The organism is Cellulophaga sp. 3_MG-2023 (genome assembly GCF_030546975.1).
Lineage (GTDB): Bacteria > Bacteroidota > Bacteroidia > Flavobacteriales > Flavobacteriaceae > Cellulophaga.
Map to the genome: position 1 here is coordinate 908,279 of NZ_JAUOPS010000002.1, position 16,457 is coordinate 924,735.

18 protein-coding genes are annotated in these 16,457 nt (G+C 28.6%); 13 read left to right on the forward strand and 5 right to left on the reverse strand.

Translation table 11 applies throughout. The features are described 5' to 3' along the window. The first annotated feature begins 2 nt into the window (after positions 1-2). The 13 genes from Q4487_RS08910 to Q4487_RS08970 all read left to right on the forward strand — a co-directional run bounded on the left by Q4487_RS08910 (position 3) and on the right by Q4487_RS08970 (position 11,476). Complete coding sequence (locus tag Q4487_RS08910; RefSeq protein ID WP_303541284.1) at positions 3-2,672, forward strand: carboxypeptidase-like regulatory domain-containing protein; 2,670 nt, start codon at positions 3-5, stop codon at positions 2,670-2,672. A 280-nt stretch (positions 2,673-2,952) separates the two neighbouring features. Then, the gene (locus Q4487_RS08915) at positions 2,953-3,444 is read left to right on the forward strand and encodes a flavodoxin family protein (protein WP_303539968.1); all 492 of its coding nucleotides are present in this window, start codon (positions 2,953-2,955) and stop codon (positions 3,442-3,444) included. Between the two features lie 190 nt (positions 3,445-3,634). Beyond that, positions 3,635-3,832 carry a hypothetical protein gene (locus tag Q4487_RS08920; RefSeq protein WP_072303733.1) on the forward strand — a complete coding sequence of 66 codons (198 nt, stop codon included), beginning with the start codon at positions 3,635-3,637 and terminating at the stop codon, positions 3,830-3,832. Positions 3,833-4,157: 325 nt separating this feature from the next. Next, positions 4,158-4,691, forward strand: coding sequence for an STM3941 family protein (locus Q4487_RS08925; RefSeq protein WP_303539967.1), 534 nt, complete (start codon positions 4,158-4,160; stop codon positions 4,689-4,691). A gap of 268 nt (positions 4,692-4,959) precedes the next feature. After that, positions 4,960-5,469 (forward strand): hypothetical protein, encoded by a 510-nt coding sequence (locus Q4487_RS08930; RefSeq protein ID WP_303539965.1) that lies wholly within the window; start codon positions 4,960-4,962, stop codon positions 5,467-5,469. Positions 5,470-5,654: 185 nt separating this feature from the next. Next, positions 5,655-6,491 carry an SH3 domain-containing protein gene (locus tag Q4487_RS08935; protein WP_303539963.1) on the forward strand — a complete coding sequence of 279 codons (837 nt, stop codon included), beginning with the start codon at positions 5,655-5,657 and terminating at the stop codon, positions 6,489-6,491. Between the two features lie 45 nt (positions 6,492-6,536). Then, positions 6,537-7,442, forward strand: a complete 906-nt coding sequence (locus Q4487_RS08940) for a hypothetical protein (RefSeq protein WP_303539961.1) — start codon at positions 6,537-6,539, stop codon at positions 7,440-7,442. An 85-nt stretch (positions 7,443-7,527) separates the two neighbouring features. After that, the gene (locus tag Q4487_RS08945; RefSeq protein WP_303539959.1) at positions 7,528-8,181 is read left to right on the forward strand and encodes a hypothetical protein; all 654 of its coding nucleotides are present in this window, start codon (positions 7,528-7,530) and stop codon (positions 8,179-8,181) included. Positions 8,182-8,321: 140 nt separating this feature from the next. Next, positions 8,322-9,572 (forward strand): erythromycin esterase family protein, encoded by a 1,251-nt coding sequence (locus Q4487_RS08950; protein WP_303539957.1) that lies wholly within the window; start codon positions 8,322-8,324, stop codon positions 9,570-9,572. A 30-nt stretch (positions 9,573-9,602) separates the two neighbouring features. Beyond that, positions 9,603-9,857, forward strand: coding sequence for a hypothetical protein (locus Q4487_RS08955; RefSeq protein WP_100894213.1), 255 nt, complete (start codon positions 9,603-9,605; stop codon positions 9,855-9,857). Between the two features lie 85 nt (positions 9,858-9,942). Beyond that, entirely contained in the window at positions 9,943-10,494 is a 552-nt protein-coding gene (locus Q4487_RS08960; RefSeq protein WP_303539955.1) for a hypothetical protein, read from the forward strand. Next, positions 10,491-11,060 (forward strand): pentapeptide repeat-containing protein, encoded by a 570-nt coding sequence (locus Q4487_RS08965; protein ID WP_303539953.1) that lies wholly within the window; start codon positions 10,491-10,493, stop codon positions 11,058-11,060. Before Q4487_RS08960 ends, Q4487_RS08965 begins: the two co-directional genes overlap by 4 nt. A gap of 65 nt (positions 11,061-11,125) precedes the next feature. After that, complete coding sequence (locus tag Q4487_RS08970) at positions 11,126-11,476, forward strand: hypothetical protein (protein WP_303539950.1); 351 nt, start codon at positions 11,126-11,128, stop codon at positions 11,474-11,476. A gap of 78 nt (positions 11,477-11,554) precedes the next feature. Here Q4487_RS08970 and Q4487_RS08975 read toward each other — a convergent pair whose 3' ends face one another. The 5 genes from Q4487_RS08975 to Q4487_RS08995 all read right to left on the reverse strand — a co-directional run bounded on the left by Q4487_RS08975 (position 11,555) and on the right by Q4487_RS08995 (position 16,390). Continuing rightward, positions 11,555-12,985, reverse strand: a complete 1,431-nt coding sequence (locus tag Q4487_RS08975; protein WP_303539948.1) for a DUF3526 domain-containing protein — start codon at positions 12,983-12,985, stop codon at positions 11,555-11,557. A 1-nt stretch (position 12,986) separates the two neighbouring features. Beyond that, positions 12,987-14,390 carry a DUF3526 domain-containing protein gene (locus tag Q4487_RS08980; RefSeq protein ID WP_303539945.1) on the reverse strand — a complete coding sequence of 468 codons (1,404 nt, stop codon included), beginning with the start codon at positions 14,388-14,390 and terminating at the stop codon, positions 12,987-12,989. A 5-nt stretch (positions 14,391-14,395) separates the two neighbouring features. After that, positions 14,396-15,103: an ABC transporter ATP-binding protein gene (locus Q4487_RS08985; protein ID WP_100894219.1), complete on the reverse strand. Its 708-nt coding sequence runs from the start codon at positions 15,101-15,103 to the stop codon at positions 14,396-14,398. A 186-nt stretch (positions 15,104-15,289) separates the two neighbouring features. After that, positions 15,290-15,664: a hypothetical protein gene (locus tag Q4487_RS08990; protein WP_303539941.1), complete on the reverse strand. Its 375-nt coding sequence runs from the start codon at positions 15,662-15,664 to the stop codon at positions 15,290-15,292. A gap of 261 nt (positions 15,665-15,925) precedes the next feature. Continuing rightward, positions 15,926-16,390: a CBS domain-containing protein gene (locus Q4487_RS08995; protein ID WP_100896789.1), complete on the reverse strand. Its 465-nt coding sequence runs from the start codon at positions 16,388-16,390 to the stop codon at positions 15,926-15,928. Positions 16,391-16,457: the final 67 nt, after the last annotated feature.

A 16,457-nucleotide genomic window follows, 5' to 3' on the forward strand; every position in this document is an offset into this window, starting at 1 on the left:
TGATTAAATTTTATAAGTTTTTTATTATAGTTATTGTTGGTTATTTACCAACAAATTTTATCTATTCACAATCCAGTAGCATTTATGGTATAGTCAAAAATAGTAAAGGAGAACCACTAAAATATTCAAGTGTAATTTTAAAAGATAGTTTATCTGAATTTATTGTTGCTTATACATATACTGATAGCATTGGAAACTACAGACTCAAAATAAATAAATCAGGCAACTTCAATTTAGTATTCTCGTTTATTGGTTATGAAACTAAAAACATACCTATAACATATTCAAAAGAGAAAAAATTAAATTTAAATGTCTTTTTGAAAAATAAGCCTATGATTTTAAATGAGGTAATAATCCAAGCAGAAAAACCAATATCCTTAAAAAAAGATACTATCAATTTTAAAACGAAGTTCTTTGTAAATGGTACAGAGCAAGTCGTTGAAGATTTACTTAAAAAAATACCAGGGCTTAATGTAGATAGCGAAGGAACAATAAAAGTAGGTAATCAAGAAATCGAAAAAATAATGGTAGATGGCGATGACCTTTTTGAAAGAGGATACAAAATTCTTTCCAAGAATATGCCAGCATATCCTATTGAAGAGGTTGAAGTACTTAAAAACTATTCCAATAACCGTTTATTAAAAGGAGTTGAGGCAAGCGATAAAGTAGCACTAAACCTAAAACTCGATGAAAAATCGAAACGCATTTGGTTTGGGAATATAGAAACAAGTATTGGGAGCAATAGTTATTATCAACTTAAAGGTAATTTGATGAATTTTGGCAAGAAAAATAAATATTACTTTTTAACCAATCTTAATTCAATTGGATATAATGCCACAGGAGATATTGAAAACTTAATTCATCCATTTCGTATGAACGAGCCAGCAAGTATCGGAGACAATCAAAGTGTAAATTCATTATTAAACCTATCTCCTAATAACCTCAATTTTAAAAAAAGTAGAACCAACTTTAATAATGCCGAGTTAGTGTCGCTAAACGCTATTTTTAATCCAATTGAAAAATTAAAAATTAAAACGCTAGGTTTTTTTAATTGGGATGAAACTAACTTTTTTAGAAATTCTACTGACATTGTATCTGTGAACAGTACAAATTTTACAAATAAAGAAGATTATCAATTACAAAACAATAAACGCATAGCTTTCGGTAAATTAGATGTTACGTACAATATCTCTAAAACTAAAATGTTAGAAGCCACAACAAAATATAACACTGGCGATTTTAACGACGCTTCTAATTTAGTATTTAACGGTAATTCTACCTTAGAAAACTTACAGCATCAGAACACACTTTTTGACCAAAAAATAAACTACACCAATAAATTTAAAGACAAAAAAGTATTTTTGCTAACAGGTCGTTTTATCGATGAAAAAACACCACAAAACTATGCTGTAAATCAATTTTTTTATGAAGATTTATTTCCTTCAAATACTACCGCAAACAATGTAAGTCAACAAAGCACTAATCAAATGCAATTTGCAGGAGTAAATGCACATTTATTAGACCGTAAAGATAATGGACACTTATTAGAATTACAGTTAGGTAACGAGTTTAGAAAAGATAAATTACAATCTACATTTTCACTTTTAGAGAACAATACCGTTTTAGAACAGCCAAACGGTTATCAAAACGAAACAAATTATCAAGTCAACGACTTGTACCTTAAAGGCAAGTACAGATTAAAAATTAAAGATTTTGGAATTGTAAGTAAACTAGATGTTCATCAACTTTTGAACCGTTTAGAAAACAATAACCTAAGCAGTACGCAAAATCCCTTTTTTATTAATCCAAGTTTAGGTTTTGATTGGAAGATTAATGATAAAAATAAAATTACGTCTTCATACTCATACAATACTACAAATGCAAAGGTTTTAGATGTATTTAGTGATTTTGTATTAACTGGTTTTCGTTCCTTTTCAAAAGGTACAGGCAGTTTTAATCAACTAGATGCTTCAAATGTTGTTTTTAACTATCAATTAGGGAATTGGAGCGACCGCTTTTTTGCAAATACTTTTATTATATACAGTAAAAATCACGACTTCTTTTCAACAAATACAAGCATACAACAAAACTTTACCCAAGCAGAAAAAATATTGATTAAAGACCGTGAGTTTATAAGTATAAATTCAAAATTAGATTATTACTTTAAATTTATTTCATCAAACTTAAAAGTAGATTTAGGCTACACAAAAAGCGAGTTTAAAAATATTGTAAACAATTCTAATTTAAGATTGGTAACGTCTAATAATTACAATTATGGTTTAGAATTGCGTTCTGGTTTTAAAGGCATTTTCAATTATCATATTGGCACTAAATGGACGACAACAGAAATAGAGACTACCATAAATAATTCTTTTACTGATAACGTTAGTTTTTTAGATTTATCGTTTATTTTCAACAAAAGCCTTGATTTTCAGCTACAATCCGAACATTACTATTTTGGAAATTTACAAACCGATAATACTTATCATTTTTTGGACTTTGATGCAAGATATAAACTCATTGAAAACAAATTGACTGTTGGTCTTACTGCCAAAAACTTATTCAATACGGAAAGATTTAGGAATTTTTCAATAAGCGATATAGAAACGTCAACGACCGAATATAGACTTTTACCAAGATTTGTGTTATTGAAATTGGAATACAGATTTTAACATTAGAACGGAATAAAAACGGCTAATAACAAAGTACCGTGGTAAAAAACAAGTAAAAACTCATTAATTTTTAACTAAAGTACTTCTATAAAAATCATCATATATTAGTCCTGATTTTGCGATAGCAAAAGCTTAGTGCTCGCCTACTTACGAATCCCTAAGCGTCGGGACTAGCGGACTTTCTTGGTCGGTAAACATTTACTAAATTAGTTGCTTAAACCACGCAATGAAATCATACACTAGACCGTTACCACACATTTGAGGAAAATCGAAACACTGAATGAAAAAAGTAGTAATAGTTGGAAGTTCGAGAAACGATGGAGATACTGCCAATCTAACAAAGAAATTGATTGAAAAATCGAAATGGGATTTAGTAAATTTAAATGATTATGAATTTAGCTATTTTGACTACAAGCACGAAAATCGAAACGATGACTATCTGAATTTAATGAAAGAAATTATAGAAAAATACGAAACGCTGATTTTTGTAACACCAATTTATTGGTACTCAATGAGTGGAATAATGAAAGTGTTTTTCGACCGATTTACTGACTTGCTAACCATTGAGAAAGAACTTGGACGAAAATTGCGTGGAAAAAAAATGGCTGTAATGAGTTGCTCAGTCGGAGAAAATCTTGGAGAGAATTTTTGGCTTCCATTTTCGGAAACTGCAAAATACTTGGGAATGAAATATGTTGGAAACTCACATACAATAGCAGGAGAAAAAAACGAATTGAAAATAACTGATTTTATAAAGCAAATTGAAAAATAAAAACGTGTGGCAACAACGTGTATAATTAATGGCTAGTTATAGCCTACTTACGAATCCCGAAGCGTCGGGACTCGTAGATTGTAAATTAGTGTTCTATTCTCTAAATTAGTTGCTTAACCACACAACTAACCATACACAAAACCGTTGGCATTCATTGGCGGAACGAACACAAAATAAAGAAATATTACTTATGAAATACAAAATTGGATTTAGATTAGATTGGTTTGAAATGGTATTTATTTTAATTATGGTATTTGTTGCTGGAGTTTTTGTTACCAGTCAAATGGATGATAAATTTATATATGTTGGTTTATTAATTATTGGAGCTGGTGGAATTTTAATTAAGAAAAGAGTGAAAATGCCTTTAAAGAATGGTAAACCTGAATAAGGAAGTGAATTGTGTGTTGGAGTAGCTCATTTAGCAGATTAAAAATTTTAAAGGATGAATTGGAAGTTTAGATTATTTTTAGATATACCATTGGGGAGTATCTAAGAAATTGGATTTCTCGGAAGCAACACTTAAAAAAGAAAAAATAACTGAATTTTTACCTTAATGCATAATTGCACATAACAATGGCTATAAATAATTGTTTGGTTCTAGCCTACTTACGAATTCCGAAGCGTCGGGAATCGTAGATTTTAAATTAGTGTTCTATTCACTAAATTAGTTGCTTAACCATACACAAAACCGTTGTAAGTAATTAAACCCAAAAATGAAAATGGAAGAAAAAATAATAGAAATAAATAAGATTAAAATAATTGGATTAATTGGACTATCTCTAATTTTCGTATTGTTAGGAATATGGGTTGCATATTATGCGCCAATTGTTAATATTGAGATACTAAATAATAATATTTTTCGAAAATCAATTGGATTTCTTTCTATAATCTTCTTTGGAGGAATGGGAATATTGATTGCAAAAAAACTCTTTGAAAATAAATACGGAATAAAAATTAATGATGAAGGAATATATGACAACTCAACCTCCATAAACTCTGGACTTATAAAATGGGAGAATATTGAAAGTATTGAAAAAAGTAAAGTCGTAAATCAAAATTTCATACGAGTAATTGTTAATAACCCGAACGATTTTATCAACAGACAAAAAAATATTCTAACAAGAAAAAACGTTGAAACTAATTTTAAAAAGTTTGGTTCACCGATTCAAATATCAACAAATGGGTTGAAAATTAAATTTGAGGAATTATATGAAATAATGACATCTGAATTGAATAAAAGAAAATAACTACTTACAACAAAGTACTGAGGTAAAAAACAAGTAAAAACTCATTAATTTTTAACTAAAGTACTTCTATAAAAATCATCATATATTAGTCCTGAATTTGCAATAGCAAAGGCTTAGTTCTCGCCTACTTACGAATCCCGAAGCGTCGGGACTCGCGGACTTTCTTGGTCGGTAATTAGTTGCTTGAAACACGCAACTACTCATAGCCGAAACCGTTACCCACAAGCAAAATCCAGAAAAATGTAGAACAAAAAATAAAGACATAATTATGAATATACATAGATTTTTACTTACTCTTTTTATTCTTACAACTGTAAATGTGTTTGCATGTGAATGCAGTTATATAAAATCCGTTGAAAAAGAATTTAAAAATGTAGACTATGTTTTAACAGGAAAAGTCATTTCTAATGAATTTTTACAAATTGTTAAAGTAGATAAAAGAAAATCTACAATAAAAACCTCTAAAACTCTTGATAAATTAGATGTTTTTAAAGGAAGTGTGTGGTCAAAAATTACTCTAGAAACTATAGAAGTCTTCAAAGGTAAAAGAAGAAAAAAAAATCAAGTTATTTATACTGGAACTAGTGGTGGAGATTGCAGTTTTTATTTTAAAAAAGGGGAAGAATATCTTATCTATGCATTTAAAGATAGTTGGGAAACTAAAGAATTAAGAGAAAGTAAAAGAAAATACAAAAATATTATTTATACAAATACTTGTACCAGAACAAAAATAATTGACAACAAAGAAATTGCAAATATTAAATTAATAAATAATTAAAAAAAGATTTGCCACTAACAATGCTAAACGTAATCCCTAGCTCTGGCCTTACTCCCTTATTCTCCTATCAGTTAATTTTTTAATACCGAATATAAATTGAAAAACCACGAATATATATTGGTGGTTACTTTAGTATAAAATAATCTTAATATTTAGACTGTTATAAATTTGAAAAGATTACAGTTATGATTAAGAGTACTCACATATTAAGCCTAGTGTTATTATTTGCTTCTTTTTCTTGTAAAAAAGTCATTACCCCACAAAAGAACCAAATTAGTAATGAAAAAAAAATATTAGCAAACGATGAAGCTTCTATAATTAGTGCGGCCAAAACAGCAACAAAAAACACAGTAGATTTAGACATAATATCTTCAAAAGGAGTATCTATTATGAGTAAGCATATAGTTACATTTGATTTTGGTCATGATAATTTTTTAGATGCGCTAGTGTTTTGGGGGTTTAAAAATAACTCAGACAATTCATTTTATAAGTCAAAAATTTTATTCTTAAGAAATAACGGGAAAGAACTAATAGCTACAGATTCTTTAACTTCTACAAGTAAATACATAATACCTTCCCAAAGCAAAACCTTTTATTCTAATAGAGGTGATGGTATTATAATTGAAAAATATTCTTCTGATGCTTACGGTAAACTATCAGATACTATTAGCAGTAGAGGAATAGTTATTTATCTTAAAAATTCATTAAATCTTGATTATATATCTACCAACGATATCAAGTTCAACTTTACAAGAACAAACCATTGGAAATACGTATCTGCAAAAAAAGGTCTTTATTGTAGAGATCAACCTGGAAAAAAAGGAAAAGTAATTCATACATTAAGTTACGGAGAAGCTGTTAACGTTATCCGAAGAACAAATAAAGAATTAACAATTTATAATGAGGATATAAATGAATACATTACTGGAAACTGGGTGTGTATAAAATTAAATACAAACAGTACATATGCTACTGAAGGTTACGTTTTTAATGGTTATTTAACAGACGACAATCCTAATTAAAACACAGTAAATAATAAAAGTTAGAACAATTTAAAAGCTAAAAATATGAATTTTAGAAAACACATATCAAAACTATATTTAATAGTTCTTTTATTTGCTTTATACTCTTGCAATAATAAAACTGAAGAACAACAACTTCAAATTAATAATTTACAAAGACAATTAACAGCTAAAGACTCTATTATTAATGTTATATCTGAGGATTTAGACAAATCGAACCATAAAATTGAAAATAGTAGCGCTGAAATTTTAACTTTAGAAAACCAAATTAATGCAGAAACTCTAATTAGTTTTACTGATGAATCTACTCCAATTATAAATACCAAAAACTTTATAAAATTTGCTTTTAAATCTCATGATCTTGATAATATAAATATTATGACAAGTATATGGAGCAGTCAAGCGTTGGTAAATAGAAAAATTCTTGGAAAAGTAAACCCCACCCTAGATGAGTTTTCTGTTGTAAATCATATCTGGAGCAGTATAGATAGGAGTCCAGAGAACTTAGAGAAACTTATAACACCTAAGGAAAAACAAGTACTTTATTTATTATTTAAAAACAACAATTTATACAAAGACTCAGGTGCGTCGTCAATAGTAAAAGCCTTATTAACTGCTTATACTGAAATAGAAAATAATGAATCTATTAGGTACGAAAACGACTTAACCAATAAAATGTATTCTCAAGACCCAGACGCAGATAACTATTGGGATGTATATGAAGAAATTGAGAATACAATTAATGATTTTGCTAGCGAAGAGGTTAAAGGTATTTTGTCTGATGAAAATTACTCTCCTAAAAAAGACCAAGGCAGTAAATTAAGCAACAGAGTGTTTTTTGTTTATTCATTTTGGATAAGAAGGTATAAAGAAAAAAATCAAACACTAGTTTATGAATTACTAAAAGAACTTCATGAAAACGTATCTAAGGAAAGCTCTAATTCTTTTTAAAATATTCCATTGTATTCATGTCCTACATTAGGCACTTAACCTCTCTACTAACCATATACGAATATGGTTAGCAAATATTAAAAAAATGAAAAAAAGAAGATTAAACATACTTACATTATTTCTATTATGTAGTTTTTGTTCGTATAGCCAAAATATAGTAGACCTATTTTATATGTTACCTGAAGAATATATAATTATAGGTAAACAAGAACGAAAATCTTTAGTGAAAAATAAAAAAATATCGGATGGTGAGATGAATCAAAATATCTTTATTGATAAAAAAAATGGTTATTTATCAATAAAGACTTCTTTCGATTCCAATATTAATACAGAAATTAGATTTGAAATGTGTTACTGGAATTTTGAAAATAAAAAACTGATTGCTATCTCTACTTATGGTGGAAATACAAGAACATATAGTTATGGTCAAAGTGATTTTAAATTTTTTATCTATGATAATGACCTAAAAATTTCAGACAAACCTATATTCAAAGAGTATTATACAAATTTAGAGGTAACAAAAAGGTTAATAATTACTGATTTTTATTCTAAAATGACTCGTAAACAAATTTTAGAATACGAATCTCTCCATCCTTCACTTACTTTTTCATTACCCAGAAAAGGAAAAAATATAGAAATCAAATATGAAAATCAAAAATCAGAAAGTGATTCTGGACCATTCTTTGATACACCTACAAAAATTTTAAAATGGAATGGAGATGGAACATTTAGCGAATAACGTTTGCTAATACCGTATGTAATTAATTACTAGTGCTCCCCTCCTTTAGAATCCCGAAGCGTAGGGACTTGCGGATTTTTTGCATATTATTTATTTGTTAACTTTATTGCTTAAACTATATAAATACGTTGCCATTAATTATGAAGAACATTATTCTAACGATTATATTTATTACTTTTTCAAACTCTACGGTTTTTGGACAAGAAAATTCTATTGTCGAAATATTAGACGAAAATGCTTTTGAAATTCAGGAAACAAACCCTAAAATCGAATTTAATAAAAGTGATAAATTGGATAGTATTTTTGAGAATGTGAGAATATTTGGATTTGGTGAGGCAACTCACGGAACTAAAGAATTTTTTGACTTAAAAATTAAGTTCTTTAAATATTTAGTAAAAAACCAAGGGGTGAAAAATTTCGCAATTGAAGCAAGTTTTGGAAATTGCATTGAGATAGATAATTTCATAAAAGGAAAAGATGCTGACCCAAGAAAATTAATACGTAAAATGGGCTATTGGATTTGGAATAACGAAGAGGTTTTATCGCTAATTGAATGGATGAAAAAATATAATATTGGTAAAAAGAAATCCGAACAACTTAATTTTTATGGAGTAGATATTATGGATGCAACTAATTCAGCGAAACTAATGTTAGATTTAGTCAAAAAAAATAATATCAAAAACAATGAGGGTTATTTAAATACTTTAGTTCATTACCAATCGAGAAAAAAATCTGAAAATTTAAAAAAGGAAGAATTAAAAAAACATTTAGAAATAATGTTTGAATTAAAACAATACATCATAAAAACTAATATTCAGAGTAAAAAATTATATTTAGGAATACAAAACTCTTTAATTCAATATATAAATTTTCGTTTAGATTTTAATCAGGAAAACAGAGATAAAGGAATGTCTGAAAACGTTAGCCAAATAATAAATACATCTGAAAATAATAGCAAAGTTTTTGTTTGGACACATAATTTCCACGTAAAAAAGAATAAAATAACTTATACAAACGATTTTTCAATGGGTCATTTTTTAAAAGAAAAATATGGAGAAAAATATTACAGTATTGGTTTTGATTTTGCAACGGGCAATTTTTATGCTATAAATCCTAAAAAAAATAAAATAGAAAAATACACTATTAAAAAACCACTGAAAAATACAAGTAGTGAATTATTTAGCAAAAGTAATTTAAGAATATTTTTTTTTGATTTTAATTCTATTTCCAAAAATAAATTAATGAATGAATTTTTGAATACAAAAATAAAGTATAGAGGAATTGGTTCTACTTATAGTCCAAAAATGGTTGAAAAAGAAAAATTACTGAATGCTTATGATGGAATTATATTCGTAAACAAAACAAATGAATCAACATATTTGAGAAAATAACTAATGGCAACAACGTTAACACACATAAATATGAGTGAAAAACTTAACAAAATTAAATTAGAAATTGATAACTACGCAAAGGACTCTAATTTAACTGAATTACAAATAGTTGAAAAATTAGAAAAATATTACTTTAATAAAAAAGTAAACGATAATTTAAAACTGTATAAAAAACGAAAGAAAAAAGTAAGTGAAATTACAAAAGACCTAAAAATATCTCCCCGAAAATTTTATGCAATTTTAGAAAAAAAGAAAATAGAGCATAAAAAATATAAAAAAGACTAAAGCAACAAGAGCAAAAGTATTCCTAAAAATTCTTCGTTTTAGTACACTTACAATGGCAATAGTTTTAAAAAGTGAGTAACAATATATGAAGTCAGAAAACGCATCTGTTTTTTATCAATCTAAAAAAGAAAAAGCTACACTATTGCTTGTGTTAACTGTTCTTCTTCTTATTTTTATAGGGCTATCTACACTGTCAGTAACTATATTTTTTAGTTTTTTTGACGACAAAACTATAACTGATGCAAAATCTATATTTTTCTTGGTATTTATGTCTGTAATATTACTTTCTCCTGTAATAATTTCAATTTATTTAGTGCTAATGATTTACAATCAGTTTAAACAAAATAAAATAATATGTACAATTAACAATAACAATGTATACTTTACTGACTACACTATCTGGATAAGAAAAACAACAACCATTCTTAATAAAAAGACAATTCCTATCTCTGATATAAAAAGTGTAGAAACTAAAAAAGTACTTTTTATAACCATTATAAAGTTAAATTTTACTTTAGATAAATACAATATGCTTAAAGGAGGAATAAACTCGTCTTTAAATAGAATATCTGATAAAGACAAAGAGCTCTTTAAAAACAAAGTTGAAACTATACATAATAACAACCAAAACCTATGAATGCACTTGTTATTGACAAAACCTTTACTAAGGAAGACTACAAAACAAACAGGCTGGCTCTTGCAGAGTATGATAACTGTACTTTTGTAAACTGTAATTTTACGGAAGCCTACCTGTCTGATGTTAATTTTATAGAATGTACATTTACAGAGTGTAACTTTACCAACGCAAAAACTAAAAACACTTCTTTTAACACCGTTACATTTAACAATTGCAAATTACTAGGTGTACAGTTTACTAGCTGTAACCCATTTTTATTGTCTTTTACTTTTAATGATTGTAATTTACAACTAGCATCTTTTTATCAGCTAATTATAAAAAAAATGCTTTTTAAAAACTGTAATTTAGAACAGGCAGATTTTTCTAAAGCAACATTAACAGAGTCCGTTTTTGATAATTGCAACTTAAAAAACACTACTTTTAGCAACACTATATTACTTAAAACCGACTTTACCACCGCCTATAACTTTAGTATAGACCCAGAAGATAATGCAATTAAAGGCGCTAAGTTTTCTAAAGACGGTTTGTTTGGCTTACTCACAAAATATAAAATTAGCATTAGCTAAATTTAATATAACAGTTTTATTTGTAACTTGTTAAGCATAAAAACATTAAAAAGTTACTTTTAAATTTGGAGACTACTTGCCTAGAATGCGGAAAAAAACTTGTTGGCAGAGCAGATAAAAAATTCTGTGAAGACTATTGCCGTAATGCCTACAATAACAAAATTAACAAAGACAGTAAAAACCTAATTAGAAACATAAACAATAGGCTGCGTAAAAACTACCGAATTTTAGATAGTTTTACTTTAACCGAAGGCAAAACTAAAACTACACGTACCAAGCTAATAGATAAAGGTTTTGACTTTGAGTTTATAACTAGCAATTACACCACCAAAAAAGGAACTACTTACTTTTTTGTGTATGACCTTGGGTATTTACCCTTAGATAATGATTATTATATGATTGTGAAACGCGAGTAGCTCTACTCCTTTTTAAACAAAAAAATAGGTATGTATTAAAATACACACCTATTTTTATAAAAGCAATATTGTAACTTGTTATGAAATTACTGTTCCTTTTTTTATTTTATTGATATATACTTGCCTACCAATTAAAATAAATATCACAGAAAAAACAAGCAATACTATTACCTTAAATAAAACTAAATTATTTTTAGGAGCCTTGTATTTAAAACTAGGAAGCTCTTTATAATCTTTAGTTGTAAAATTCTTATTTCCGTACAACATAGGTTTAAAAAAGTTACGCCACTCCTTAGAAAATTTAAAAACCTGATTTCTGTAACTTTGATAGTGACTTGTAGAGGTATGCGCTAAATTATTAAAACTTTGCTGCATAAGTATTGCTGGCGAACTATACTGCCACAATCTAACCCAGTCTTGCTGTTTTGTTAGCTGATCTTCATAAGAGCTTATTAAAGGCTTTAATTCCTCTTCTACGAGCTCTTGAGATGCAATATATTTATGCCAAAAAGAATAATTGTTATTCCCGTCTTTTGATGCATACTCAGGATGGTCTCTTAAAAAGTTATCTAGTATTTTATCTTGTTTACTAGATAACTCTTCTTTTAACTCCCTCACTTCTGTAATCATTTTAGTTCTAGATGGTATTGGGTAAAACGAGTTTGCCAACTGCCCAACTACTGCCGGAACAATTAAAATTACAAACACCCATATTGCCAATAAACTAACTGCATTTTTAGCCGAGTTATTTATTACTAAATTAACAAGCAGCACAATGGTAAACCAAAAAAGTATGTAAGCACAGACTAAGGACACTAGCTGTAAAAACGCTAAAAAATTAGCACTAAAATTATACCCAAAAATTAACAGTGTAATTGCAATAACAGCCATAGTTATTAAGGTTAACCAAAAGAACCTTAGTGCTGTTTTTTGCAATATCCATTGGTAAATAGATATTGGTTGTGACGCCAATAATTTTAAAGATCCATACTCTTTTTCTTCAGACAAAATATTGTAACTAAACGCTATAATAATTAAGGGCAAAATGTAAATAATTACAAAAGACAAATCAAAAGATCCAAAAAGCAACTGTATAGGATTTGCAAGTTCAGAGTAATCTAAACTAAAACTATCTCCATACGCACTTGGCTTTATAAAATGCGTAAAAAGATCACTTTGTCCTGTAGATATAAATGTTAAAGGTGCTGCCGGTATTGCTGCTACCCTAGGGTAATTATAAGCAACATTCATTGGAGCATTAGGCATTCTCCTTGGGTTAACACTTACCTGCAATCCTTTTTCTATAGAGTCTAGCACTTTTGCCATTGTAGCATCATTAGTATTTGCCTCTAAAACAACTTTATCTAACTGTTTTACGCGTTCATTTACTTTCTCTTTACCATTATAGCCTGCAAATAAAACTACAATTAAAAGTAGTAATGATAATAGTAAAAGCCACCTACTACGTAGCAATGACTTTAGTTCATATTTAAAATTATATCTAAACATTTTAATACTTTTTATTAGTGAAAAATAATAGTGCAGCTGTAAGCACAAACCAAATTACAAGCACAGAAAAAACACCTGTATTTTGCTTGTAGACTTCTGTAAAAGTTGGACTCTCATAACTAAACTCTTCCAACTTACTCCAAGTGTCTGCTGGCGCAACATAACGCTCGTTATATTTCGCATTTTTTTCTGTAGTACCATTTAAAAATCGTTGTACACCTACTCTATACTCTTCTGCTGCTTCTGTAAAAGCCCAGTGAGACTCATAATCTGTATTAGCAATTGCCATAGATAAAAAACGAGTTGGTAAAAAAGGTGATATAGAAGATAAAGATTTGTACACGCCACCTTGCTTTTTAGCTTTTTCTTTTAAAAGACCATAATGTTTAGCATACACCTGCGATTGGTATTCTTCTCCTTTTTGCATTAAAAATGCATTAAAATTAAAAGGCAATTTATGCACACTATCTACTTTATACTCTTTTAGTATTTGTATGCGTAACTTTTGCGATTCTTCATTCCAAGGATTATGTCCGTCTAAACCCTGCTTGCTTTCATTTGCAATTTGCTCATTAAACTCTTGGTGAGAAGGGTACGGATACTTAGCATCTGCCAAATTACTAGCTACTTTAGGCGCTACAAAACAAGCTAAAACCCAAAATACCAAGTTAATTACAAGCGCAATACCAGATTTTTTTACTTTTGATGATATAAATAATACCACATTAGTAAAAATTAAATAGTAAAGTAAATACACAAAATACAGTGCAAAAATCTCTTTCCACTCAAACAAACCAAAATCGTTTAAGCTAGTTAATGCAATAGCAGCTACAGCAAATAAAACGGTTGCAATGACCATAGTAGGTATTAGAGCTGCAAGCCATTTACCAACAAACAATTTCCAGCCTACCACACCTTGACTTTTTAGAATAAAGAAAGTATTTCCTTCAACCTCTTTTGAAAAAATATTATAACCAATTAAAATAATTATTAATGGTATAATGTATAGCAGAATAAAATCTGGTGTTAATGCTCCAAACCGAGACAATGCTGTTTGGTCTGCAGCATCACTAAAAGCAGCTTCGTTTCTATTATGTGCTTCTAAAAACACAGAAACACCTGTATATTTATCTACACCTTGGTCTATTAAAGATAAAGGAGATTTTGGTTTAAAAACATAATTGCCATAATGTGCGGCAGAATGCGGATTTTTAGCTCCTTGTGACTCCCAAACTTTACGCTCGTTTACTTTAGCTTCGTTATACTGTGCTGCTGTATTTTTATACTGTTTAAAAGTGACAAAAAACGCCACTAATGCCAATAAAAATACTATTGCTGCAGAAATTTTAAAACGTCCGTCTCTAAAAATTTCTTTTAGTTCTTTTTTAATTATATACCGTATCATATAGCTTAGTTAGTTAAAGTCATTGTTTCTAAATACACTTTTTCTAGATCTTGTAGTGTAATTTCATCATTAGAAAAATGATGCTTTAAAACGCCTTGTTTCATAATACCAATATGCGTACCTATTTCCTTGGCTCTAAAAATATCGTGTGTAGCCATAAGTATAGCTACTTTGGCATTTTTCATACTTTTTAGCAATTCACCAAACTCATTACTAGATTTAGGATCCAAACCAGAGGTTGGTTCATCTAACAACAATACTTTAGCGCCTTTTGCAATTGCTAGCGCAATACCTACTTTTTGCCTCATTCCCTTAGAAAAAAACTGCACACGCTTATTAAAAGCTTCTTGTTGTAAACCTGCCTCATCTAAAAAGTTTTTTAGCTCTGCTTTTGAAAAACTTTTACCACCTATACCAAGAAAATAATCTAAATTCTCTATAGCCGTTAGTGTAGGATAAAGCATTAGATTTTCTGGTATGTATGTTAAAAACGGCTTAGTTTTTTTGGGATTTTTCACCACATCTAAACCATTAATAAAAGCGTTACCAGACGTTGGTGTTATAAAGTTAAGTAGTAAATTAATAGTGGTAGATTTTCCTGCTCCGTTAGCACCAAGCAGACATAAAATTTCGCCTTCTTTTATTTCTATATTTAAATTATCTAAAGCGGTAAAATCACCGTATTTCTTAGTTAAATTAGTTGTTTTAATCATTTTGAATATTGTTGGTTTTATAATTTTTAATTGTGTGTTTTTTCAAAAAAATGGGATAAGAAAATAGCAATGCAGTTACTTTAGTGAATACTATAGCATATATAAATACTAGGTGTTTAGATACAACACATACCTATGCTAGCTATGTATTGTATCTAAGACACTTAATTAATTCTTTTAAAAAAATTACGCTGCTAAACTTACAGTAGGAGGTGCCCTAAGAGAGCTGTTGCTTAATAAATAGAAAAATGTATACGGTTCTACATATTCTATTTTTAAGTAGTGAGTTGCAATAGGCTCTTTTACTTTTAGCTTATTTTCATAAGCTATAATTACTTTTGTTAACTTAAATTGATGACATAAAAGACAGTCATAAATAGCAGTACTAAATTCTGCTGTCTCTACAGCCAAAGGTGTAAAATCTACCGTACTAAATTCTAATGTATTATTTGTGTGGGTATGATTATGTGGCTCTAAATATGTATGAAATACATAGCTTGCCTGACTTACCAAAAATAGCAAGCAAAAGAACAACGCAATATGTTTTTTAAAGAATTTCAAGAAATACACAAATTAGACCTAACTATAAATTTGCGTGCCAAAATAGACAATTAAACAAAGGGCATTTTTTAAATCTTGTTAATATTTTCTAAAAATTTGAGAAAATGACAACAAAAAAGAAGAATAGTAATTTATCTGCTAAATAACAGAGGTATATTTTGTAATATTATGTTAAAAATAAAGCAATAGCAAAAAATGAAACAAAAAAATGGTTTCTGGGGACAGAAACCATTCATAAATTAAGAGAAATCATAAGGTATGCTATTTATAATTTTGTCCATTTAATTTTAAAGCTGCTATTACCACATCTTTACGGCTCAATTGCCCTACTAAAATATCGTTTTTAAGCACAGGAAGCCTACGCCTGTTATGACGCACAAAAATACCTGCAGCATCAAAAATACTTATGTCCGGAGAAATAAACTCTACATCTCTAGTCATAAAATTTTCTACACTTTTGTTTAGTATTGGCTGGTTAAAATAACGACTTTCAGATATTTGTTTCATACAATCTGCCTCAGAGATAATACCAACTAAAAATCCGTTATTATCTAATACTGGTCCACCAGAAATATTGTGCTTGGTAAACAGCTCCATTACTTCTAAAATAGATTGGTCTGGACTAAAAGTTATTAACTTTTTAGTCATATAATCTTCTACTAATATTGGCGCCTCAAATTCTTTTTTTAAGGTCTTCCGCACTCCTTGAAAGCTTTTAATTCCCATAATATTTGGTTTTAGGTTAATTTTAAACTTAGTGATTTTTAATGAATTATCTAAATAAATTGCGTTA

Excerpts from the sequence above, each read along its gene's own strand:
- Q4487_RS08920 (WP_072303733.1), top strand. The coding sequence starts at position 3,635 with ATGAAATACAAAATTGGATTTAGATTAGATTGGTTTGAAATGGTATTT.
- Q4487_RS08985 (WP_100894219.1), bottom strand. The coding sequence starts at position 15,103 with ATGATTAAAACAACTAATTTAACTAAGAAATACGGTGATTTTACCGCT.
- Q4487_RS08915 (WP_303539968.1), top strand. The coding sequence starts at position 2,953 with ATGAAAAAAGTAGTAATAGTTGGAAGTTCGAGAAACGATGGAGATACT.
- Q4487_RS08925 (WP_303539967.1), top strand. The coding sequence starts at position 4,158 with ATGAAAATGGAAGAAAAAATAATAGAAATAAATAAGATTAAAATAATT.
- Q4487_RS08935 (WP_303539963.1), top strand. The coding sequence starts at position 5,655 with ATGATTAAGAGTACTCACATATTAAGCCTAGTGTTATTATTTGCTTCT.
- Q4487_RS08940 (WP_303539961.1), top strand. The coding sequence starts at position 6,537 with ATGAATTTTAGAAAACACATATCAAAACTATATTTAATAGTTCTTTTA.
- Q4487_RS08945 (WP_303539959.1), top strand. The coding sequence starts at position 7,528 with ATGAAAAAAAGAAGATTAAACATACTTACATTATTTCTATTATGTAGT.
- Q4487_RS08930 (WP_303539965.1), top strand. The coding sequence starts at position 4,960 with ATGAATATACATAGATTTTTACTTACTCTTTTTATTCTTACAACTGTA.
- Q4487_RS08960 (WP_303539955.1), top strand. The coding sequence starts at position 9,943 with ATGAAGTCAGAAAACGCATCTGTTTTTTATCAATCTAAAAAAGAAAAA.
- Q4487_RS08950 (WP_303539957.1), top strand. The coding sequence starts at position 8,322 with ATGAAGAACATTATTCTAACGATTATATTTATTACTTTTTCAAACTCT.
- Q4487_RS08980 (WP_303539945.1), bottom strand. The coding sequence starts at position 14,390 with ATGATACGGTATATAATTAAAAAAGAACTAAAAGAAATTTTTAGAGAC.
- Q4487_RS08995 (WP_100896789.1), bottom strand. The coding sequence starts at position 16,390 with ATGGGAATTAAAAGCTTTCAAGGAGTGCGGAAGACCTTAAAAAAAGAA.
- Q4487_RS08975 (WP_303539948.1), bottom strand. The coding sequence starts at position 12,985 with ATGTTTAGATATAATTTTAAATATGAACTAAAGTCATTGCTACGTAGT.
- Q4487_RS08965 (WP_303539953.1), top strand. The coding sequence starts at position 10,491 with ATGAATGCACTTGTTATTGACAAAACCTTTACTAAGGAAGACTACAAA.
- Q4487_RS08955 (WP_100894213.1), top strand. The coding sequence starts at position 9,603 with ATGAGTGAAAAACTTAACAAAATTAAATTAGAAATTGATAACTACGCA.